General features: G+C 60.2%; 9 protein-coding genes, 6 rRNA genes and 1 pseudogene. 12 read left to right on the top strand and 4 right to left on the bottom strand.

Features of this window, described 5'->3' with window-relative positions; all coding sequences use genetic code 11:
- Positions 1-2 precede the first annotated feature (2 nt).
- The 3 genes from FCN77_RS24585 to FCN77_RS24575 all read right to left on the bottom strand — a co-directional run bounded on the left by FCN77_RS24585 (position 3) and on the right by FCN77_RS24575 (position 2,837).
- Entirely contained in the window at positions 3-776 is a 774-nt protein-coding gene (locus FCN77_RS24585; protein WP_137324380.1) for an FAD:protein FMN transferase, read from the bottom strand.
- Between the two features lie 70 nt (positions 777-846).
- The gene (locus tag FCN77_RS24580; protein WP_137324379.1) at positions 847-1,395 is read right to left on the bottom strand and encodes an FMN-binding protein; all 549 of its coding nucleotides are present in this window, start codon (positions 1,393-1,395) and stop codon (positions 847-849) included.
- Entirely contained in the window at positions 1,392-2,837 is a 1,446-nt protein-coding gene (locus tag FCN77_RS24575) for a ferric reductase-like transmembrane domain-containing protein (protein ID WP_137324378.1), read from the bottom strand. Before FCN77_RS24575 ends, FCN77_RS24580 begins: the two co-directional genes overlap by 4 nt.
- 479 nt (positions 2,838-3,316) lie before the next feature.
- On the opposite strand from FCN77_RS24575, the gene rpmB reads away from it, so the two are divergent.
- The 11 genes from rpmB to rrf (FCN77_RS24520) all read left to right on the top strand — a co-directional run bounded on the left by rpmB (position 3,317) and on the right by rrf (FCN77_RS24520) (position 20,893).
- Positions 3,317-3,553, top strand: a complete 237-nt coding sequence (rpmB, locus tag FCN77_RS24570; RefSeq protein ID WP_011693744.1) for a 50S ribosomal protein L28 — start codon at positions 3,317-3,319, stop codon at positions 3,551-3,553.
- Positions 3,553-3,720: a 50S ribosomal protein L33 gene (gene rpmG / locus FCN77_RS24565; protein WP_011693743.1), complete on the top strand. Its 168-nt coding sequence runs from the start codon at positions 3,553-3,555 to the stop codon at positions 3,718-3,720. The genes rpmB and rpmG overlap by 1 nt, the downstream gene beginning before the upstream one ends.
- A 4-nt stretch (positions 3,721-3,724) precedes the next feature.
- Positions 3,725-4,030, top strand: a complete 306-nt coding sequence (gene rpsN / locus FCN77_RS24560; RefSeq protein ID WP_011693742.1) for a 30S ribosomal protein S14 — start codon at positions 3,725-3,727, stop codon at positions 4,028-4,030.
- A gap of 737 nt (positions 4,031-4,767) precedes the next feature.
- Positions 4,768-6,292: ribosomal RNA gene (locus tag FCN77_RS24555) — 16S ribosomal RNA — on the top strand.
- Between the two features lie 538 nt (positions 6,293-6,830).
- A 23S ribosomal RNA gene (locus tag FCN77_RS24550) occupies positions 6,831-9,969 on the top strand.
- 232 nt (positions 9,970-10,201) lie between these two features.
- A 5S ribosomal RNA gene (rrf, locus tag FCN77_RS24545) occupies positions 10,202-10,318 on the top strand.
- Together the 16S, 23S and 5S rRNA genes form the textbook arrangement of a ribosomal RNA operon.
- Positions 10,319-10,493: 175 nt before the next feature.
- Positions 10,494-11,594: a LacI family DNA-binding transcriptional regulator gene (locus tag FCN77_RS24540; RefSeq protein WP_137324377.1), complete on the top strand. Its 1,101-nt coding sequence runs from the start codon at positions 10,494-10,496 to the stop codon at positions 11,592-11,594.
- 196 nt (positions 11,595-11,790) lie between these two features.
- Positions 11,791-14,802 carry a glycoside hydrolase family 2 TIM barrel-domain containing protein gene (locus FCN77_RS24535; protein ID WP_137324376.1) on the top strand — a complete coding sequence of 1,004 codons (3,012 nt, stop codon included), beginning with the start codon at positions 11,791-11,793 and terminating at the stop codon, positions 14,800-14,802.
- A gap of 542 nt (positions 14,803-15,344) precedes the next feature.
- Positions 15,345-16,868: ribosomal RNA gene (locus tag FCN77_RS24530) — 16S ribosomal RNA — on the top strand.
- 538 nt (positions 16,869-17,406) lie between these two features.
- Positions 17,407-20,544 (top strand): 23S ribosomal RNA (locus FCN77_RS24525).
- Positions 20,545-20,776: 232 nt separating this feature from the next.
- Positions 20,777-20,893 (top strand): 5S ribosomal RNA (gene rrf, locus FCN77_RS24520).
- 387 nt (positions 20,894-21,280) lie between these two features.
- Here rrf (FCN77_RS24520) and FCN77_RS24515 read toward each other — a convergent pair.
- Positions 21,281-22,530 (bottom strand): annotated as a pseudogene (locus tag FCN77_RS24515) (IS256 family transposase).
- 433 nt (positions 22,531-22,963) lie between these two features.
- Here FCN77_RS24515 and FCN77_RS24510 point away from each other — a divergent pair.
- Positions 22,964-23,248, top strand: a complete 285-nt coding sequence (locus FCN77_RS24510) for an HU family DNA-binding protein (RefSeq protein ID WP_028271010.1) — start codon at positions 22,964-22,966, stop codon at positions 23,246-23,248.
- The last annotated feature ends 17 nt before the right edge of the window (positions 23,249-23,265 follow it).

Genomic DNA, 23,265 nt, shown 5'->3' with positions numbered 1-23,265 from the left:
GCCTAGCGCCGGAAGCCGGCCGTCGCGAGGAGCCCGCCGCCGGTCCGCACAGCCAGCACCTCAATGTCCCAACCGTCCGTGGCACGGTCGAGCATCGGCTGCCCGCCCGCCACGATCGCCGTCGCCAGCACGTCAGCCGTCACGATGTCCGCCGCGGCCACGGACACCTGGCGGAACACCTGCGGCGAGGCTCCCGCCCGGGCTCCACTACCCGCACCCGCGGCCCAGATGTGGTCCCCCCGTTCGGCTGAGCCTGATGTTGCCAGCGCCAGTTTCGCCCCGGCCCGGCCGCCCAGCGGATAGCCGGCAATCAGCGTGCGGCGGTCCTCGGGGTCCACAATCCCCGCCCGCCACGGCTGCCGTTTTCCGGATTCGGTGCTCCCCGGTGCGGGCGATCCGCTGGCCAGCACGTCACCGCCGGCATTGAGGCACCAGTCGTGGAGGCCCAGCGCCAGCAGGGACGTGCCGGCCTCCTGGATCGCAAATCCCTTGACGATCCCCGACAGGTCCAGGACGCCGTCGGGCCGTTCAGGGGTGAAAGCACCCTCGGTCAGCAGCCGCCAGCCGACCGCGTCGGCATAGAGCCGGCGCATCTCTTCGGATGCGTCGGGCAGCCTGATCTCAGCGCGGGCCAGCCGGCTGGCCTCAGATTCCGGGCGGTACAGACTGAACGTTTCGTCCAGGCCCGCGAAGAGCCGTTCGACGACGCCGGTGGCGGCTACCAGCTTGTCCTCGCCGGACGCCCAAGGCAGGGTAAGGCTGATGACCGTTCCCATGCAGCTGAAGGTCCTCGCCCGCAGCGCCGGCCCGTCTTGTTTCGGAGCCGCCCCTTGGAGCGCGGAATGATTAGAGGTTCGCTGCATCGATGGCTGCCTGGAGGGAGTTCAGGTAGGCGTCACTGGTCACGGTGGCGCCTCCGATCGTCTGTACATCGGCTGACTGGGCAGCCAACACTTCTGCCCGCAGCAGGGGTGCTGCCCGGTTGCTGATCTGCACGGACTTGCGGTCGTCGTCGGTCAGCTGCAGGGCCTGGACGTCGGTGATGGAGCCGGCCTTCATCGTGATCTGCACCTGGACGGCACCGAATCTCGTCTGCACCACGCTGCCCGCGTACGTTCCGCCGGCCTTCGCCGCGGCGCCGGTGGTGGGCTCCGCGGCCGTTCCCGTTCCCGTTCCCGTTCCGGTGCCGGTTGAACCGGTGGGCCCGGTTCCCGTGGAACCAGTGGTCCCGGTTCCGGCCGAGCCTGCGGCCGACGACCCGGAGGCCCCTGTTGTCCCTGCCGACGTGCTGGCTGCGTCGCTCCCTGTGTCCTCCACGTGGATGCCCGACTGCCACCCCGCCAGGAGTATCCCCGCGGAGGCAAGTGCTGCTGATACTGCTGCCCGTATTCTCACCAGTCAAACCTTTCGTAGTGGAGTTGGTCTTCCTTGACGCCTGCGGCGCGGGCGTCCTGGAGGACGTTCCGGGCCCACGCCGCCGGCCCGCAGACATACACGTCCGCATCTGCCACATCGGGGGCGTAATCCTTCAGGCGATGGCCGGCGCTGGTGGCACTTTCCGGAAGCCAGCTGTCGGTGTTCCGGGCCGACCGCTGGCCAGTCAGGTGGAACAGGGTGGCGCCCCTTTCCCGGGCTAGTTCGAGGATCTCCTGGCCGAGGTAGAGTTCCTGATCGCTGCGGCCCCGGAGGATTACGGTGGCGTTCCCTGGTGCGAACGGCGTCGACTCAAGCAGCGCCCGAAGCGGCGTAATACCAATGCCGGCCCCGACCATCACCACTTTGTCCCGGCTCCGGGCCGCCGTGCTGAAGATTCCGTACGGACCCTCCAGGGCGACCTTCGTTCCGGGCTGCAGCCCTGCGAGCTGAGCCGATCCCTTGCCGAGGTTCCGGACAGTGATCCTGAGCAGGCCGCGTCCTGCAGCGTCGAATTGGAGCGGTTCTGCCGAGAGGCTGAACGGGTGTGGGTGCCACCACAGCCCTTGGGCCAGGAAACGCCAAATGAAAAACCTGCCGCCCGTTCCGGCGAGCTCGTTGAGCCGGAGGCCGTGCATTTCAATGTTGACGACGCCGGGTGCCACCGGCACCACGCGACTCACTGTCAGCTGGTGCCGGAATGTTGCAATGATCGGCTCCAGGACGCGGTAGTGCAGGAGTGCTGCACCGGTGGCGATGCACACCGCCAGCCAGTACCAGCGCTGCCACGTACCTTCGGCGAACAGCCCGCCCACACTGAACTGGTGGGGCAACGAGGTTGCGACGGCGGCATAGGTCAGCAGGTGCACCGCGTACCAGAACTCGTACGGAAAACGGCGCCGGACGGCGACGAGGGAGGTCACCACAACCGCGATGAACAGCGCAATGGAGACGAACGCGAGCCACATATCCGGCACCAGCACCCAGAGCGATACCGCTTCGCTGACGGGATCAAGCCCTTCGGCCATGCCGTAGCCGATGGCGATGAGGATTCCGTGCGCCAGCAGCAGGTAGAGCGACGGTTTCCCAAGTTTCCGATGGAATTCCAGGGCGCGGTCGTGGCCGACTGTCTGGTCAATGAGCGGAATCCGTGCCGCCAGCAACAGCATCAGGAGCACCAAGTCCATGCCGGCAAGGCCCGCCACGATGCCCAGGGCGGTGAATGATCCGGCGATCGTCGAGAATCCTGTTGCGCCGCCGTCGGCCAGCCACAGCGCCACGGCCGCGGCAACGGAGGCCCAGGCTGCGGTTGTCAGCAGGTCGGCACGCAAGAGGCGACGGCGGTGCCTGGCTTTGAAGCTGCCCCGGGAGGAGTCCTGGCCCCGTGAATCGGCGGCCAGAGCCGGCAGGAGGTGTGTGTTCATGACTCAAGAGTCGGGCGTAAGCCTTTCATTCTGCTGTGAAACTACTGCGGCCCAGATATGACTTCGGCACGGTGAGGCGGCCGGGCTTATACACCCGCCGGGCGCGATGACGGCTACCCGATTGGCCTTTAATTAGTCAAGCTCGTAGACTTGGTAGGCGCTAGGTGGCGCGGAGCGTGTGCAATTGCTCCGGTTGGCGGGATTTGTCCTCAATGATGGCAGTCCTAAAGGCCGGTAGTTAGGGGCTCAAGTTGCGTGCACTCCTGTATTCGCCCAGCATCCCGGTACTTCGCAGTGGATTCCTCTGCCCGGTACTCGTGGCTAATCATCTTCGCCGCAGTGCGGAAAACAGCCGGCTTTCGCCGGATGTCCACGCCTGCGGAACACCGGACATGTGAACGCTGGATGCGGACGCCGCCTGTCGCACGGTACGCGGAACGCTGCGGACCGTTTCATTTATTTTCATGAGGAGAGTCGTCATGGCAGCACACTGCCAGGTGACCGGAGCCGAGCCGGGCTTTGGACACAGCATTTCGCACTCGCACCGACGCAACAAGCGTCGGTTCGACCCGAACATCCAGAAGAAGCGCTACTGGGTTCCGTCCCTGCGCCGTAACGTCACCCTGCAGGTCTCTGCACGTGGCATCAAGACCATCGACGTGCGTGGCATCGACGTTGTCGTAGCCGCCATCCTGGCACGAGGAGTGAAGCTCTAATGGCTAAGGATAAGGACGTACGTCCGATCATCAAGCTCAAGTCGACCGCGGGCACGGGTTACACCTACGTGACGCGCAAGAACCGTCGTAACGACCCGGACCGTATGGTTCTGAAGAAGTACGACCCCCGCATCCGCAAGCACGTCGAATTCCGAGAGGAGCGCTAAACACATGGCTAAGAAGTCAATGATCGCTAAGAACGAACAGCGTAAAGTCATCGTCGAGCGTTATGCTGCAAAGCGCCTCGAACTGAAGAAGGCCCTGGTTGACCCCGCGTCGACCGACGAGGCACGCGAAGCTGCACGCCTCGGCCTGCAGAAGCTGCCCCGCAACGCCTCACCGGTACGTCTGCGTAACCGCGACATCATCGATGGCCGCCCTCGCGGTACCTTCCAGAAGTTCGGTATCTCCCGTGTTCGCTTCCGCGACATGGCTCACCGCGGTGAGCTCCCGGGCATCACCAAGTCTTCCTGGTAATTCAGAGCTGCTGCTAAGTCAGCACTGCTGATTCCAGTGGTCTAGGAAGGGCCGGCAACCTCAGGGTTGCCGGCCCTTCTTGCGTTTAACCCGAGTTAGCCCTGCCGGGCAGGCGCTCCGGAGATGCCATCGATATCCGGTTCATGCAGGCGGCATCTGCAGAGGGTTGTCCGTGGTGACGCACCACACAGACACCAAGAACGACGCCGGCGCCCGGGAGGGCGCCTCCGGGGCCCGTTTCGCCCCGGATTGGCGGGGATTGGTGCCGATACGGGGGAGGGTTTGCGGTGGGGGCAAAGTGGGTGTATTGTTTTCTAAGTCGCCGAGAGGGGGCCGGCGAGAAGCTGGTTACCGAAGGCGGCCAATCCCCTTCTAAACAGCCTGAAAAACGGTTCGCCACTTGGCGTGCTGTGTGAAGGCGGGGCTGGTCTCGATGACGGGTGGGTCGCGGAAACGCTGATTTGCTTTGAGTCTTGAGTTCGGGTAAGTTTGGGAAGTTGCTCCGGAGCGATCCGCGACCGAATTGTTGGTTGTGGTGGTGCCGGGTGTGTCTGTTGTTTGAGAACTCAATAGTGTGCCAAGTTTGTTGATACCAATTTGTTTATATGGATTGGTTGAATTGACTGGATTATGCCACCCCGTGGTGTGGTCTGGTTTTTACAGCTGGTTTCAAATTTTGTGCATTGTGTGCATCCCGTTTTCCCGGGGGCGCATGGTGTGTCTGTTTTTGTTTTACTTCAACGGAGAGTTTGATCCTGGCTCAGGATGAACGCTGGCGGCGTGCTTAACACATGCAAGTCGAACGATGATGCCCACTTGTGGGTGGATTAGTGGCGAACGGGTGAGTAACACGTGAGTAACCTGCCCTTAACTCTGGGATAAGCCTGGGAAACTGGGTCTAATACCGGATATGACTCCTCATCGCATGGTGGGGGGTGGAAAGCTTTTTTGTGGTTTTGGATGGACTCGCGGCCTATCAGCTTGTTGGTGAGGTAATGGCTCACCAAGGCGACGACGGGTAGCCGGCCTGAGAGGGTGACCGGCCACACTGGGACTGAGACACGGCCCAGACTCCTACGGGAGGCAGCAGTGGGGAATATTGCACAATGGGCGCAAGCCTGATGCAGCGACGCCGCGTGAGGGATGACGGCCTTCGGGTTGTAAACCTCTTTCAGTAGGGAAGAAGCGAAAGTGACGGTACCTGCAGAAGAAGCGCCGGCTAACTACGTGCCAGCAGCCGCGGTAATACGTAGGGCGCAAGCGTTATCCGGAATTATTGGGCGTAAAGAGCTCGTAGGCGGTTTGTCGCGTCTGCCGTGAAAGTCCGGGGCTCAACTCCGGATCTGCGGTGGGTACGGGCAGACTAGAGTGATGTAGGGGAGACTGGAATTCCTGGTGTAGCGGTGAAATGCGCAGATATCAGGAGGAACACCGATGGCGAAGGCAGGTCTCTGGGCATTAACTGACGCTGAGGAGCGAAAGCATGGGGAGCGAACAGGATTAGATACCCTGGTAGTCCATGCCGTAAACGTTGGGCACTAGGTGTGGGGGACATTCCACGTTTTCCGCGCCGTAGCTAACGCATTAAGTGCCCCGCCTGGGGAGTACGGCCGCAAGGCTAAAACTCAAAGGAATTGACGGGGGCCCGCACAAGCGGCGGAGCATGCGGATTAATTCGATGCAACGCGAAGAACCTTACCAAGGCTTGACATGGGCCGGACCGGGCTGGAAACAGTCCTTCCCCTTTGGGGCCGGTTCACAGGTGGTGCATGGTTGTCGTCAGCTCGTGTCGTGAGATGTTGGGTTAAGTCCCGCAACGAGCGCAACCCTCGTTCCATGTTGCCAGCGCGTAATGGCGGGGACTCATGGGAGACTGCCGGGGTCAACTCGGAGGAAGGTGGGGACGACGTCAAATCATCATGCCCCTTATGTCTTGGGCTTCACGCATGCTACAATGGCCGGTACAAAGGGTTGCGATACTGTGAGGTGGAGCTAATCCCAAAAAGCCGGTCTCAGTTCGGATTGGGGTCTGCAACTCGACCCCATGAAGTCGGAGTCGCTAGTAATCGCAGATCAGCAACGCTGCGGTGAATACGTTCCCGGGCCTTGTACACACCGCCCGTCAAGTCACGAAAGTTGGTAACACCCGAAGCCGGTGGCCTAACCCCTTGTGGGAGGGAGCTGTCGAAGGTGGGACTGGCGATTGGGACTAAGTCGTAACAAGGTAGCCGTACCGGAAGGTGCGGCTGGATCACCTCCTTTCTAAGGAGCACCTACAATCACCCTGCCGGGCGTATGCCCGTGTGGTGGGGTTGTCAGGAGTAACGCCCGTTGCGCAGACGTTTGTTCTGCGGCGGGTGCTCACGGGTGGAATATCAGCAGATAGCGGCCGCGGGTTTTGTTCATCCTGCCTAGTACGGATGCCGGTTCTTTGGAGCCTGGTGTCCTGGAACGGTGCGGGTGGGGGGACCGCGGTTTAGTGTTTGGCACACTGTTGGGTCCTGAGGCAACAGGACCGGGGTTAGCCCCGGGATTTGTTTGTTTCTGGTTTCCTGGCTGCAGCGATCATGCGCGGATGGTTTTTCCTTTGGGAGATGCCGGTGTGTGGGGTGTGTGGTTTGGGGTTGTTGTTTGAGAACTACATAGTGGACGCGAGCATCTTTTATAAGAAGCAATTTCCAAGAATATGAACCTGGATCTGGCTGCGCGTGATGATGGCTGGCCCTTTTGGGGGTTGGTGGTTGTTGGGTGTGGTTGGTTTCTGTGGTTCTCTCGAAAATTAGCGTTTTTGATCTTTTGTGGTCAAGTTTTTAAGAGCACACGGTGGATGCCTTGGCATTAGGAGCCGAAGAAGGACGTAGGAATCTGCGATAAGCCTGGGGGAGTCGATAACCGGACTGTGATCCCAGGGTGTCCGAATGGGGAAACCCCGCCAGGGGCGCGAGCTGCCTGGTGACCCGCATCTGAACACATAGGGTGCGTGGAGGGAACGCGGGGAAGTGAAACATCTCAGTACCCGCAGGAAGAGAAAACAATAGTGATTCCGTTAGTAGTGGCGAGCGAACGCGGATCAGGCTAAACCGTTCCATGTGTGATAGCCGGCGGGCGTTGCATGGGCGGGGTTGTGGGACTTTCCGTACTGTCTCTGCCGGGACAGTGGGGTGTGATGTGCAGGCATAGGTGAACGGTCTTGAAAGGCCGGCCAGAGAGGGTGTGAGCCCCGTAACCGTAATGTTGTGTACCGCCTGTGAGAGTATCCCAAGTAGCACGGGGCCCGAGAAATCCCGTGTGAATCTGTCAGGACCACCTGATAAGCCTAAATACTCCCTAATGACCGATAGCGGACCAGTACCGTGAGGGAAAGGTGAAAAGTACCCCGGGAGGGGAGTGAAACAGTACCTGAAACCGTGTGCTTACAATCCGTCGGAGCCAGTCTGATTCTGGTGACGGCGTGCCTTTTGAAGAATGAGCCTGCGAGTTAGTGTTACGTCGCGAGGTTAACCCGTGTGGGGCAGCCGTAGCGAAAGCGAGTCTGAATAGGGCGTTGCAGTGGCGTGATCTAGACCCGAAGCGAAGTGATCTACCCATGGCCAGGTTGAAGCGACGGTAAGACGTCGTGGAGGACCGAACCCACTTCAGTTGAAAATGGAGGGGATGAGCTGTGGGTAGGGGTGAAAGGCCAATCAAACTTCGTGATAGCTGGTTCTCCCCGAAATGCATTTAGGTGCAGCGTTGCGTGTTTCTTACCGGAGGTAGAGCTACTGGATGGCTAATGGGCCCTACAAGGTTACTGACGTCAGCCAAACTCCGAATGCCGGTAAGTGAGAGCGCAGCAGTGAGACTGTGGGGGATAAGCTTCATAGTCGAGAGGGAAACAGCCCAGACCACCAACTAAGGCCCCTAAGCGTGTGCTAAGTGGGAAAGGATGTGGAGTTGCGAAGACAACCAGGAGGTTGGCTTAGAAGCAGCCATCCTTAAAAGAGTGCGTAATAGCTCACTGGTCAAGTGATTCCGCGCCGACAATGTAGCGGGGCTCAAGTACACCGCCGAAGTTGTGGATTTCAGATAGTAGCCAAGCCGCTCCCTTTGTGGGGTTGGTTCAGGCGTCTGGAGTGGTAGGGGAGCGTCGTGTGGGCAGTGAAGTCGCGGTGTAAACCAGCGGTGGAGCCTACACGAGTGAGAATGCAGGCATGAGTAGCGAAAGACGGGTGAGAAACCCGTCCGCCGAATGATCAAGGGTTCCAGGGTCAAGCTAATCTGCCCTGGGTAAGTCGGGACCTAAGGCGAGGCCGACAGGCGTAGTCGATGGACAACGGGTTGATATTCCCGTACCGGCGAAAAACCGCCCATGCTGAACAGGGGATACTAACCGCCCGAGACCTGCCCTAGCACCCTTCGGGGTGTGTGGGTTTTGGTGGAGCGCGGGACCTGATCCTGGGAGGTAAGCGTATTAACAGGTGTGACGCAGGAAGGTAGCCGAGCCGGGCGATGGTTGTCCCGGTCTAAGGATGTAGGGCGAACGGTAGGCAAATCCGCCGTTCATGATGCCTGAGATCTGATGGGACCCCCTCACGGGGGATTTGGTGATCCTATGCTGCCGAGAAAAGCATCGACGCGAGGTTTTAGCCGCCCGTACCCCAAACCGACACAGGTGATCAGGTAGAGAATACTAAGGCGATCGAGAGAATTATGGTTAAGGAACTCGGCAAAATGCCCCCGTAACTTCGGGAGAAGGGGGGCCCCAACCTTGAACCACACTTGCTGTGGGGAGGGGATCGGGGCCGCAGAGACCAGGGGGAAGCGACTGTTTACTAAAAACACAGGTCCGTGCGAAGTCGCAAGACGATGTATACGGACTGACTCCTGCCCGGTGCTGGAAGGTTAAGAGGACCGGTTAGCCGCAAGGCGAAGCTGAGAATTTAAGCCCCAGTAAACGGCGGTGGTAACTATAACCATCCTAAGGTAGCGAAATTCCTTGTCGGGTAAGTTCCGACCTGCACGAATGGAGTAACGACTTCCCCGCTGTCTCAACCATAAACTCGGCGAAATTGCAGTACGAGTAAAGATGCTCGTTACGCGCAGCAGGACGGAAAGACCCCGAGACCTTTACTATAGTTTGGTATTGGTGTTCGGAGTGGCTTGTGTAGGATAGGTGGGAGACGTTGAAGCCCGGACGCCAGTTCGGGTGGAGTCATCGTTGAAATACCACTCTGGTCACTTTGGACATCTAACTTCGGCCCGTAATCCGGGTCAGGGACAGTGCCTGATGGGTAGTTTAACTGGGGCGGTTGCCTCCTAAAAAGTAACGGAGGCGCCCAAAGGTTCCCTCAGCCTGGTTGGCAATCAGGTGTCGAGTGTAAGTGCACAAGGGAGCTTGACTGTGAGAGAGACATCTCGAGCAGGGACGAAAGTCGGGACTAGTGATCCGGCGGTACATTGTGGAATGGCCGTCGCTCAACGGATAAAAGGTACCTCGGGGATAACAGGCTGATCTTGCCCAAGAGTCCATATCGACGGCATGGTTTGGCACCTCGATGTCGGCTCGTCGCATCCTGGGGCTGGAGTAGGTCCCAAGGGTTGGGCTGTTCGCCCATTAAAGCGGTACGCGAGCTGGGTTTAGAACGTCGTGAGACAGTTCGGTCCCTATCCGCTGCGCGCGCAGGAAATTTGAGAAGGGCTGTCCTTAGTACGAGAGGACCGGGACGGACGAACCTCTGGTGTGTCAGTTGTACTGCCAAGTGCACCGCTGATTAGCTACGTTCGGATGGGATAACCGCTGAAAGCATCTAAGCGGGAAGCTCGCTTCGAGATGAGATTTCCATACACCTTGTGTGTGAGAGGCCCCCAGCCAGACCACTGGGTTGATAGGCCGGATGTGGAAGCGAGGACTAACGACTCGTGAAGCTGACCGGTACTAATAGGCCGATAACTTACACCACACACCATTGGTGAACCCGTTCAAAAGGGGTTCACACCAACAATGGTAAAAAGAAACAAGACTGCTTGCGTCCACTATGTGGTTCCCAACCAACAAACCCGCACCACGGGCGCGTTGCACGGAAACCGATAACTGAATAACAACACCACACCTGCCTTAACCGGCAGGAACATGTTGTAACCACAGATTTCCCACCACCCCGGTCAAAGCCAGGGCGGAACGGGTACAAGGGTTACGGCGGTCATAGCGTGGGGGAAACGCCCGGTCCCATTCCGAACCCGGAAGCTAAGACCCACAGCGCCGATGGTACTGCACCCGGGAGGGTGTGGGAGAGTAGGTCACCGCCGGACAACCATTAGGTCGAGAGCCCCAACCAGGCAACTGGTCGGGGCTCTCCCACGTTAACCACCACTCCCGCACCCAGGCACCCCCTCCCACATCCCGCAGCCCTCCAGGCAACCCTCTCCCACATCCCGCAGCCTTTCGGGCAGCCTTCTCCCAGCGTCACCTCTAGACTTACTCTCCATGAGCCCCACATCCTCCGGACGCCCGGCCAAGCCGGCAACAATCCTCGACGTAGCGGCCGCCGCAGGGGTCTCACGCCAAACAGTCACACGCGCCATGAACGGCATGCCAGGGATCAAGGAAACCACCAGGGAACGCGTGCAGGAGCTTGCACGGGAACTTGGATACACACCAAGTCGCTTCGCAAAGGGCCTCGTCCAGGGATCGAGGACTTCGGTAGGGCTTGCTATCCCCGATCTCACAAACCCTTATTTCCCAGCATTTGCTTCGAGCGTGGTGGAACTGGCCACGCAGCGGGGTTGGCATGTCGTTGTTGACGACTATGGCCACGGCGGCCGGACGGGGCTCGATGCGGTGGACCATCTGGCGCCCCAAGTTGACGCCATTATCGGATACCTGGGCGGGTACGCCGATCAGGCCCAAGCCGCGCTGGGCCGGCGGCCGCTGATAGTCCTGGACGAGACTCCGGGAGGTGCGGCAGGCAGCATCAACTTTGACTACGCCCACGCGGCGAGGCTGGCCGTGGATCATCTGTGGAACGCGAACCGGCGCAACATCGCCTATCTGGACGCCAGCGACTACCGTCGAAGGGCGCCCGGGCCGGCACCGGAAAACCCAGTCCGGCAGGGGAGTGCCGACGAGCGGGACCCCGCCCCATCGCCGGATGGCGTCAGAGGGTCGATCACGGTCCGCGGCCGGGCCGTAGCCGGGCGACTGGACCAGACCGGGGCATCGTGGTCACTGTTCGCAGCAGAGGAAACGGCCGACGCAGCGAGGGCGGCTGCGACTGCCTTGCTGCAGGAGCGGCCCGGGACCGATGGGATCCTGGTCTTCAATGACCTAATGGCTGCCGGCGTTCTCAAGGCTGTAGCTGATGCAGGGCTCCGGGTCCCCGAAGACTGCGCGGTCGTTGGCATGGATGGCATCCCGTTGGGCGAACTCCTGACACCTGAGCTCAGTACTCTGGCGCTGGACCTGCGGGAGGTTGGCCGGGCCGCCGTCGAACTCCTTGACGGTCTCCTAACGGGGGCCGTCGCGCCCGGCTCGAAGGATGCCCGGCTGACGCTGCAGCATCAACTGATCCTCCGAAGCTCGGCCTGAACTGCTTCGCCGGCATTTCCGGCAGCCGCGGCCGGGTTGGGTGCCGCCGCCGTCTCCAAGCTGTCGACACCCTGTTCAAAAATGGCACGTTCGCGTAGGATCGTTGGGAAACGTGAACGTTCACGCAAACTAGGATGCCGCTGATCCGCAACTCCGCGGCCCCCGGTAGCGGAACAACCCAACCCGAGGAAACGCCATGTCAGTTGAGCACACGACCACCGGACACGACGCCGTCGCCGTAGCGGAATCCGCCCTTGACCTGGCCGCTGAGCAGGTTGCCGGGCTCGCGTCCCTGGCACCGCCGCAGGGCACGCTGCCGGCGCGTGCCTACCTCGAAAGCAGCGCACCCCGGCTATCCCTAAACGGCACGTGGAAGTTTAGGCTTCACCCCGGGATCCGTCGGGCACCGGAGCACGGCTGGCAATCGGGCGGGGACCGTCCGGACTTCGTCGATCTCCCAGTGCCGTCCAGCTGGCCGATGCACGGCCACGGGACACCCTGGTACACAAACGTTCAATTCCCCTTCGCTGTGGAACCGCCGCACGCGCCGGACGCCAACCCTGTCGGCGACCTCTTCTTCGAGTTTGCCGCGGGCCCGGAGTATTTCCCGTCCGCGTTACTCCGTTTTGACGGCCTCGAATCTGCCGGCACGGTGTGGCTAAACGGCACGTTCCTGGGCACCACGCGCGGCAGCCGGCTCGCGCACGAATTCGATGTCACCGGGGTGCTGGTACCGGGCAGGAACGTCGTCGCTGTTCAAGTCGCCCAGTTCTCGGCCGCCAGCTACGTGGAGGACCAGGACATGTGGTGGCTGCCAGGTATCTTCAGGGACGTCACGCTGCAGGCGCGCCCGGCGGAGCGGATTGACGACGTCTTTGTCCATGCGGACTTCGACCACCACACGGGGGAGGGGATCCTGCGCGTCGAGGTGAGCCGGGCAGGCGAGCCGATTGCCGCCGTCGTGCGCGTCCCGGAACTGGGACTGGAGCTGCCGGCCGGGGCGGAGCAACGGCTCCCGGGCATCGACCCGTGGTCGGCGGAACTGCCTCGGTTGTACGGGGCGAGCGTCAGCACGCCGGGGGAGACGGTCGCCGTGCAGCTCGGCTTCCGCACCGTCAGCATCGAAGATGCCCAGTTCAAGGTCAACGGGCGCCGGATCCTGCTCCGCGGTGTGAACCGCCACGAACACCATCCCAGGCTGGGCCGCGTGGTGCCGAGGGAGGTCATGGAGAGCGAGCTGCGGCTCATGAAACAGCACAACATCAACGCCATCCGGACGTCGCACTATCCGCCCCACCCGGATTTCCTGGCGCTGGCGGACCAGCTGGGCTTCTACGTTGTCCTCGAGTGCGATCTGGAAACCCACGGTTTCGAAGAAGGCGGCTGGCTGCAGAACCCCAGCGCCGATCCGCAGTGGCAGCCCACTCTTGTGGACCGGATGTCCAGGACGGTGGAACGCGACAAGAACCACGCCTCGGTCATCATGTGGTCACTGGGCAACGAGGCGGGGACGGGGGAGAACCTTGCGGCGATGTCCCGCTGGACCAAGCTCCGTGACCCGTCCAGGCCTATCCACTACGAGGGCGACTGGAGCTCGGCGTACGTCGATGTCTACTCCCGGATGTACGCCAGCCAGGCGGAGACCGAGCTGATCGGCCAGGGCGTGGAGCCTCCCTTGGATGATGCGGGCCTCGACTCACGGCGGCGGGAAATGCCGTTCGTCCTGTGCGAATACGTCCATGCCATGGGCAACGGCCCGGGCGGCATGACCGAATACCAGGAGCTCTTCGAGCGCTACCCCCGGCTGATGGGCGGCTTTGTGTGGGAGTGGCTCGAGCACGGCATTGTCCGCACCGGCGAGGACGGGAAAGAATACTTCGTCTACGGCGGCGATTTCGGCGAGGAAGTCCACGACGGCAACTTCGTCACCGACGGACTTGTTGACGCCCACCGGAACCCTCGCCCGGGCCTTTTGGATTTCAAGAAAGTGATCGAGCCGCTGTCCATCGAGGTATCAGGGGATGGAACCGGGTTCTCGCTCACCAACCGTTTCGATTTTGCTGACACTTCGGGGCTGGAGTTCCGGTACACGGTGGAGGCCGACGGCGTGACGGTCGACGGCGGCCGGGTTGACGTTGCGCCCGTCGCGCCGCATGAATCCGCCGACGTCCGGCTGCCGGCTGGCCTGCTGGAACGATCTGTCCAGGCCCCCGTGGTGCTCACGGTCAGTGCCGTACTTCGGGAGGACGCGGCGTGGGCAGGTGCAGGGCATGAACTTGCTTGGGGCCAGGCGTTCGCCAATGCGTCAGCGGTCCCCGCGGTGGTGGCCGCCGCCAGGGTAGAGGTGGAAGATGATGTTCTTCGCCTGGGGCCAGCGGTCTTCGACCGTGCCACAGGTGTACTTGCGCGGTTGGGCGAAACCCCCGTTGAAGGGCTCAGGCTCATGCTGTGGCGCGCCCCCACGGACAACGATCTCGGAGCGGAATGGGGGAGCCCGGATCCTCGTCCCGCGGCGAAGCAGTGGTTGGACGCGGGCCTCAACCGGATGCACGCGCGGCTGGTCGGCATCGCTGCCCGCCCCTCGGCAGACGGCGGAGAGGAACTCGTGGTGCGGACACGGGTAGCCCCTGCCGGGAAACAGTTCGGGGTCCTTGCCGAGTACACGTGGTCCAGCGATGGAACCGGCGTCAGCCTGCGGACCAGGGTCAAACCCGACGGGTCGTGGACCAACGCCGGGTGGCCGGTGACCTGGGCTCGAATCGGGTTTGAAATGATCATGGGCACGTCCACCCGATCCGTGGAGTGGTTTGGCCAGGGACCGCACCACAGCTACCCGGATACAGGCCAGGGCACCAAGCTGGGCTGGTACGAACTGCCGTTGCAGGACATGGACGTGGATTATGTCCGGCCCCAGGAATCGGGCGCCCGTTCCGGCGTGTACTCGGCAGCTTTGAAGCTCGACGCCGGCCGGCTCGCCATAAGCGGTGCACCGTTTGCACTTACCGTGCGCCCCTACAGCCAGGAAGTCCTGGCCGCCGCCACACATCAGCCGGAGCTGGTCCCGGATGGCCGCACATACGTCTACATCGACCACGTGCTCCATGGCGTCGGCACTGCGGCCTGCGGCCCGGGGGTCCTGGACGGCTATCGCCTGGAGCCGCGTGAGGCCGATTTCACGGTTGCATTCGATGTGACTCAGTCCACATAAGGTCGCTCCGCCGTCAGGGACGCCCTGAAGCGGCTGACTGGGCCGAAGATCCGCGGAATTCCGCGGATCTTCGGCCCACGCCTTTGGCGATTGGGTGCATTTGCGTGGGGTGCCCGGGCCGTGTAAAGTAATTCGAGTCGCCGCCGCTGATGCGGAAAGATAGCGACCGACCCCCTTCTGAATGGCCTGAAAAACGGCGCTTTTATGGCGTGCGGAAACCGGGTGGGGAACCTCTTGTGGACATGGAAATCGGCGGAAACGCTGATTTGCAAAGTTCCTCGAAAGCGGGTAAGTTTGGGAAGTTGCTCCGGAGCGATCCGCGACCGAATTGTTGGTTGTGGTGGTGCCGGGTGTGTCTGTTGTTTGAGAACTCAATAGTGTGCCAAGTTTGTTGATACCAATTTGTTTATATGGATTGGTTGAATTGACTGGATTATGCCACCCCGTGGTGTGGTCTGGTTTTTACAGCTGGTTTCAAATTTTGTGCATTGTGTGCATCCCGTTTTCCCGGGGGCGCATGGTGTGTCTGTTTTTGTTTTACTTCAACGGAGAGTTTGATCCTGGCTCAGGATGAACGCTGGCGGCGTGCTTAACACATGCAAGTCGAACGATGATGCCCACTTGTGGGTGGATTAGTGGCGAACGGGTGAGTAACACGTGAGTAACCTGCCCTTAACTCTGGGATAAGCCTGGGAAACTGGGTCTAATACCGGATATGACTCCTCATCGCATGGTGGGGGGTGGAAAGCTTTTTTGTGGTTTTGGATGGACTCGCGGCCTATCAGCTTGTTGGTGAGGTAATGGCTCACCAAGGCGACGACGGGTAGCCGGCCTGAGAGGGTGACCGGCCACACTGGGACTGAGACACGGCCCAGACTCCTACGGGAGGCAGCAGTGGGGAATATTGCACAATGGGCGCAAGCCTGATGCAGCGACGCCGCGTGAGGGATGACGGCCTTCGGGTTGTAAACCTCTTTCAGTAGGGAAGAAGCGAAAGTGACGGTACCTGCAGAAGAAGCGCCGGCTAACTACGTGCCAGCAGCCGCGGTAATACGTAGGGCGCAAGCGTTATCCGGAATTATTGGGCGTAAAGAGCTCGTAGGCGGTTTGTCGCGTCTGCCGTGAAAGTCCGGGGCTCAACTCCGGATCTGCGGTGGGTACGGGCAGACTAGAGTGATGTAGGGGAGACTGGAATTCCTGGTGTAGCGGTGAAATGCGCAGATATCAGGAGGAACACCGATGGCGAAGGCAGGTCTCTGGGCATTAACTGACGCTGAGGAGCGAAAGCATGGGGAGCGAACAGGATTAGATACCCTGGTAGTCCATGCCGTAAACGTTGGGCACTAGGTGTGGGGGACATTCCACGTTTTCCGCGCCGTAGCTAACGCATTAAGTGCCCCGCCTGGGGAGTACGGCCGCAAGGCTAAAACTCAAAGGAATTGACGGGGGCCCGCACAAGCGGCGGAGCATGCGGATTAATTCGATGCAACGCGAAGAACCTTACCAAGGCTTGACATGGGCCGGACCGGGCTGGAAACAGTCCTTCCCCTTTGGGGCCGGTTCACAGGTGGTGCATGGTTGTCGTCAGCTCGTGTCGTGAGATGTTGGGTTAAGTCCCGCAACGAGCGCAACCCTCGTTCCATGTTGCCAGCGCGTAATGGCGGGGACTCATGGGAGACTGCCGGGGTCAACTCGGAGGAAGGTGGGGACGACGTCAAATCATCATGCCCCTTATGTCTTGGGCTTCACGCATGCTACAATGGCCGGTACAAAGGGTTGCGATACTGTGAGGTGGAGCTAATCCCAAAAAGCCGGTCTCAGTTCGGATTGGGGTCTGCAACTCGACCCCATGAAGTCGGAGTCGCTAGTAATCGCAGATCAGCAACGCTGCGGTGAATACGTTCCCGGGCCTTGTACACACCGCCCGTCAAGTCACGAAAGTTGGTAACACCCGAAGCCGGTGGCCTAACCCTTGTGGGAGGGAGCTGTCGAAGGTGGGACTGGCGATTGGGACTAAGTCGTAACAAGGTAGCCGTACCGGAAGGTGCGGCTGGATCACCTCCTTTCTAAGGAGCACCTACAATCACCCTGCCGGGCGTATGCCCGTGTGGTGGGGTTGTCAGGAGTAACGCCCGTTGCGCAGACGTTTGTTCTGCGGCGGGTGCTCACGGGTGGAATATCAGCAGATAGCGGCCGCGGGTTTTGTTCATCCTGCCTAGTACGGATGCCGGTTCTTTGGAGCCTGGTGTCCTGGAACGGTGCGGGTGGGGGGACCGCGGTTTAGTGTTTGGCACACTGTTGGGTCCTGAGGCAACAGGACCGGGGTTAGCCCCGGGATTTGTTTGTTTCTGGTTTCCTGGCTGCAGCGATCATGCGCGGATGGTTTTTCCTTTGGGAGATGCCGGTGTGTGGGGTGTGTGGTTTGGGGTTGTTGTTTGAGAACTACATAGTGGACGCGAGCATCTTTTATAAGAAGCAATTTCCAAGAATATGAACCTGGATCTGGCTGCGCGTGATGATGGCTGGCCCTTTTGGGGGTTGGTGGTTGTTGGGTGTGGTTGGTTTCTGTGGTTCTCTCGAAAATTAGCGTTTTTGATCTTTTGTGGTCAAGTTTTTAAGAGCACACGGTGGATGCCTTGGCATTAGGAGCCGAAGAAGGACGTAGGAATCTGCGATAAGCCTGGGGGAGTCGATAACCGGACTGTGATCCCAGGGTGTCCGAATGGGGAAACCCCGCCAGGGGCGCGAGCTGCCTGGTGACCCGCATCTGAACACATAGGGTGCGTGGAGGGAACGCGGGGAAGTGAAACATCTCAGTACCCGCAGGAAGAGAAAACAATAGTGATTCCGTTAGTAGTGGCGAGCGAACGCGGATCAGGCTAAACCGTTCCATGTGTGATAGCCGGCGGGCGTTGCATGGGCGGGGTTGTGGGACTTTCCGTACTGTCTCTGCCGGGACAGTGGGGTGTGATGTGCAGGCATAGGTGAACGGTCTTGAAAGGCCGGCCAGAGAGGGTGTGAGCCCCGTAACCGTAATGTTGTGTACCGCCTGTGAGAGTATCCCAAGTAGCACGGGGCCCGAGAAATCCCGTGTGAATCTGTCAGGACCACCTGATAAGCCTAAATACTCCCTAATGACCGATAGCGGACCAGTACCGTGAGGGAAAGGTGAAAAGTACCCCGGGAGGGGAGTGAAACAGTACCTGAAACCGTGTGCTTACAATCCGTCGGAGCCAGTCTGATTCTGGTGACGGCGTGCCTTTTGAAGAATGAGCCTGCGAGTTAGTGTTACGTCGCGAGGTTAACCCGTGTGGGGCAGCCGTAGCGAAAGCGAGTCTGAATAGGGCGTTGCAGTGGCGTGATCTAGACCCGAAGCGAAGTGATCTACCCATGGCCAGGTTGAAGCGACGGTAAGACGTCGTGGAGGACCGAACCCACTTCAGTTGAAAATGGAGGGGATGAGCTGTGGGTAGGGGTGAAAGGCCAATCAAACTTCGTGATAGCTGGTTCTCCCCGAAATGCATTTAGGTGCAGCGTTGCGTGTTTCTTACCGGAGGTAGAGCTACTGGATGGCTAATGGGCCCTACAAGGTTACTGACGTCAGCCAAACTCCGAATGCCGGTAAGTGAGAGCGCAGCAGTGAGACTGTGGGGGATAAGCTTCATAGTCGAGAGGGAAACAGCCCAGACCACCAACTAAGGCCCCTAAGCGTGTGCTAAGTGGGAAAGGATGTGGAGTTGCGAAGACAACCAGGAGGTTGGCTTAGAAGCAGCCATCCTTAAAAGAGTGCGTAATAGCTCACTGGTCAAGTGATTCCGCGCCGACAATGTAGCGGGGCTCAAGTACACCGCCGAAGTTGTGGATTTCAGATAGTAGCCAAGCCGCTCCCTTGTGGGGTTGGTTCAGGCGTCTGGAGTGGTAGGGGAGCGTCGTGTGGGCAGTGAAGTCGCGGTGTAAACCAGCGGTGGAGCCTACACGAGTGAGAATGCAGGCATGAGTAGCGAAAGACGGGTGAGAAACCCGTCCGCCGAATGATCAAGGGTTCCAGGGTCAAGCTAATCTGCCCTGGGTAAGTCGGGACCTAAGGCGAGGCCGACAGGCGTAGTCGATGGACAACGGGTTGATATTCCCGTACCGGCGAAAAACCGCCCATGCTGAACAGGGGATACTAACCGCCCGAGACCTGCCCTAGCACCCTTCGGGGTGTGTGGGTTTTGGTGGAGCGCGGGACCTGATCCTGGGAGGTAAGCGTATTAACAGGTGTGACGCAGGAAGGTAGCCGAGCCGGGCGATGGTTGTCCCGGTCTAAGGATGTAGGGCGAACGGTAGGCAAATCCGCCGTTCATGATGCCTGAGATCTGATGGGACCCCCTCACGGGGGGATTTGGTGATCCTATGCTGCCGAGAAAAGCATCGACGCGAGGTTTTAGCCGCCCGTACCCCAAACCGACACAGGTGATCAGGTAGAGAATACTAAGGCGATCGAGAGAATTATGGTTAAGGAACTCGGCAAAATGCCCCCGTAACTTCGGGAGAAGGGGGCCCCAACCTTGAACCACACTTGCTGTGGGGAGGGGATCGGGGCCGCAGAGACCAGGGGGAAGCGACTGTTTACTAAAAACACAGGTCCGTGCGAAGTCGCAAGACGATGTATACGGACTGACTCCTGCCCGGTGCTGGAAGGTTAAGAGGACCGGTTAGCCGCAAGGCGAAGCTGAGAATTTAAGCCCCAGTAAACGGCGGTGGTAACTATAACCATCCTAAGGTAGCGAAATTCCTTGTCGGGTAAGTTCCGACCTGCACGAATGGAGTAACGACTTCCCCGCTGTCTCAACCATAAACTCGGCGAAATTGCAGTACGAGTAAAGATGCTCGTTACGCGCAGCAGGACGGAAAGACCCCGAGACCTTTACTATAGTTTGGTATTGGTGTTCGGAGTGGCTTGTGTAGGATAGGTGGGAGACGTTGAAGCCCGGACGCCAGTTCGGGTGGAGTCATCGTTGAAATACCACTCTGGTCACTTTGGACATCTAACTTCGGCCCGTAATCCGGGTCAGGGACAGTGCCTGATGGGTAGTTTAACTGGGGCGGTTGCCTCCTAAAAAGTAACGGAGGCGCCCAAAGGTTCCCTCAGCCTGGTTGGCAATCAGGTGTCGAGTGTAAGTGCACAAGGGAGCTTGACTGTGAGAGAGACATCTCGAGCAGGGACGAAAGTCGGGACTAGTGATCCGGCGGTACATTGTGGAATGGCCGTCGCTCAACGGATAAAAGGTACCTCGGGGATAACAGGCTGATCTTGCCCAAGAGTCCATATCGACGGCATGGTTTGGCACCTCGATGTCGGCTCGTCGCATCCTGGGGCTGGAGTAGGTCCCAAGGGTTGGGCTGTTCGCCCATTAAAGCGGTACGCGAGCTGGGTTTAGAACGTCGTGAGACAGTTCGGTCCCTATCCGCTGCGCGCGCAGGAAATTTGAGAAGGGCTGTCCTTAGTACGAGAGGACCGGGACGGACGAACCTCTGGTGTGTCAGTTGTACTGCCAAGTGCACCGCTGATTAGCTACGTTCGGATGGGATAACCGCTGAAAGCATCTAAGCGGGAAGCTCGCTTCGAGATGAGATTTCCATACACCTTGTGTGTGAGAGGCCCCCAGCCAGACCACTGGGTTGATAGGCCGGATGTGGAAGCGAGGACTAACGACTCGTGAAGCTGACCGGTACTAATAGGCCGATAACTTACACCACACACCATTGGTGAACCCGTTCAAAAGGGGTTCACACCAACAATGGTAAAAAGAAACAAGACTGCTTGCGTCCACTATGTGGTTCCCAACCAACAAACCCGCACCACGGGCACGTTGCACGGAAACCGATAACTGAATAACAACACCACACCTGCCTTAACCGGCAGGAACATGTTGTAACCACAGATTTCCCACCACCCCGGTCAAAGCCAGGGCGGAACGGGTACAAGGGTTACGGCGGTCATAGCGTGGGGGAAACGCCCGGTCCCATTCCGAACCCGGAAGCTAAGACCCACAGCGCCGATGGTACTGCACCCGGGAGGGTGTGGGAGAGTAGGTCACCGCCGGACAACCATTAGGTCGAGAGCCCCAACCAGGCAACTGGTCGGGGCTCTCCCACGTTAACCACCACTCCCGCACCCAGGCACCCCCTCCCACATCCCGCACCGAAACCCCGAACGCTCTCCCACATCCCGCACCGAAACCCCGAACGCTCTCCCACATCCTGCACCGAAACCCCGAACGCTCTCCCACATCCTGCACCGAAACCCCGAACGCTCTCCCACATCCTTCAAATTTTCGGAAGACGCTCTCTCAGATCCTGAACCGCAACCCGGGACGCTCCGTTCCTTCCGCGAAGGGCCGGCGAGGCACCCACGCCCGCACACCGCCGTCGTCCCCGGACACAACACGTGAGAGAGCGGGAGTGTCACTTTTTCGGTGGCCCGGGGTTGGCATTAGTTGATTCTTCCTTCGAAGGTGATGGCGAAAGCGTTCAGGGCCGGCTTCCATCGTGTGGCCCATCGTGCCCTGCCTTTGCCTGTCGGGGTCCAGTGCCCGGGTGTGGCCAGGTAGAGGCATTTCAGGGCCGCCTGTTCGGTAGGGAAATGTCCCCTGGCCCTGACCGCGCGCCGGAACGGGCGTTGACGGATTTGATCGCGTTGGTACTCCAGATGACTCGGCGGATTTCGACGTCATAGTCCAACGGCACGAACTCGCTCCACGCGTTCTCCCACAGCCGGATGATCGCCGGGTACTGCCTGCCCCACTTGCCCGAGAAGTCCACGAAGCGCTCTTTGGCTGCGGCCTCGGACGGCGCTGTGTAGACCGGGCGCAGATCACGGGACATTTCGTCCCAGTACTGCCGGGCCGCATACCGGAAGGTGTTGCGGATCAGATGGATCTTATGCCGGTCTGGACCACAGCACGCTCCCAGACCGCGGTGATGGCTTCCGGCAGGCCCTTGAGCCCGTCACAGACCGTGATGCAGACATCCTGCACGCCCCGGTTCTTGATCTCGGTCAGGACCGAAAGCCAGAACTCGCCCCCTCGCCGCCGTCCCCGGCCCATAACCCGAGAATGTCCCGTTCGCCGTTGACCGTGACGCCAATAGCTACGCGAACGGGCCGGTTCGTGACCTGCCCGTCGCGCACCTTGACGTGGATCGCGTCGATGAACACCACCGGGAACACACGGCCGAGCGGCCGGTTCTGCCACTCGGTCATCTCCCCGATGACCTTCTCCGTGGTCCGGGAAATAGTGTCCTTGGAAACGCTGGCGCCGAACACCTCGGCGAAGTGCGCCGCGATTTCCCCGGTCGTGAGGTCTTTCGCGCTCAGCGACAACACGATCTCATCCACACCGCTCAGCCGGCGCTGCCGTTTCCTCACGATCTGCGGATCGAACGTTGAACCGGTATCGCGCGGCACGTCGATCTCCACCGGCCCGATCTCGGTCAGCACGGTCTTGGTGCGGGTGCCGTTACGGGAGTTCCTGCTTCCGCGCCAACAACGTCGTGTTTTTCGTATCCAAGGTGCCCGTCCATTTCCGCTTCCAGGGCGGTCTCCAGGACGCTTTTGGTAGGCCGGTTCAACAGCCCGTCCGGGCCGACAAGGGCGATGCCCTGTTCCCTGGCCTGGGCCAGGAGCTGCTGCGCTAACTCTTGCTGATCCACTTCAGTCGCCATGGGATCCATGGTTCCGCTCATGATCAGTCCTCCCCGCCAGGCATCGCCGGCGTGTCAGGCCAATCCCGGATCCACCGTTATTCAGACCCTCCCGAGAGGGCGTCACTGATTTTCCCGCGGGAAGTGAGAGAGCGTCAGTGATTTTCCCGCGGGAAGTGAGAGGGCGTCCTGGCCCGGGGGAGTGCGAAAGATGAAGGAGCCTTCGGCCGTCCACCCCCGCCCTTCCGTCCCTCGCCGCCCGTTCCGCCCCTATCCCGCGCCAGCTGCGGGAGCCGTCCGCTGTCGGCGAAATACGGGCCAAAAAGGCCTCATTACCGGTGATTTACCTCAAAAAATGGCGGAAACACGCGGAATTTGCGGACCTGACCGCGGCAAGCTGGTAAGTTTTCGAACAGTGGCTTGTACGCATGCCGCGTTCAGGCTCCAGAAATCATGACCGTCCAGGAGGACATCAATGGCTAAGAACCGTAGTGAACTTGTTTCCGAGGTAGCAGGCAAGGCCGGCACCAGCCAGGCAGCCGTCAACTCCGTGCTGGATGCACTGTTCGAGGTTTTCGAGACCTCTGTCGCCGCGGGCGAGAAGATCACCATCCCGGGCTGGCTCGCTGTTGAGCGTACCGACCGTGCAGCCCGTACCGGCCGCAACCCGCAGACCGGCGAGACCATCCAGATCGCCGCTGGCCACAGCGTCAAGCTGACCGCCGGCTCCAAGCTGAAGGCTGCTGTCTCCAAGAAGTAGCATCCGGCGTCCAACGC

The sequence above is a fragment of the Arthrobacter sp. 24S4-2 genome, from assembly GCF_005280255.1.
Classification (GTDB): domain Bacteria; phylum Actinomycetota; class Actinomycetes; order Actinomycetales; family Micrococcaceae; genus Arthrobacter.
Note: the sequence above shows the minus strand (reverse complement) of the source record. Positions and strands in the feature narration are given on the sequence as shown.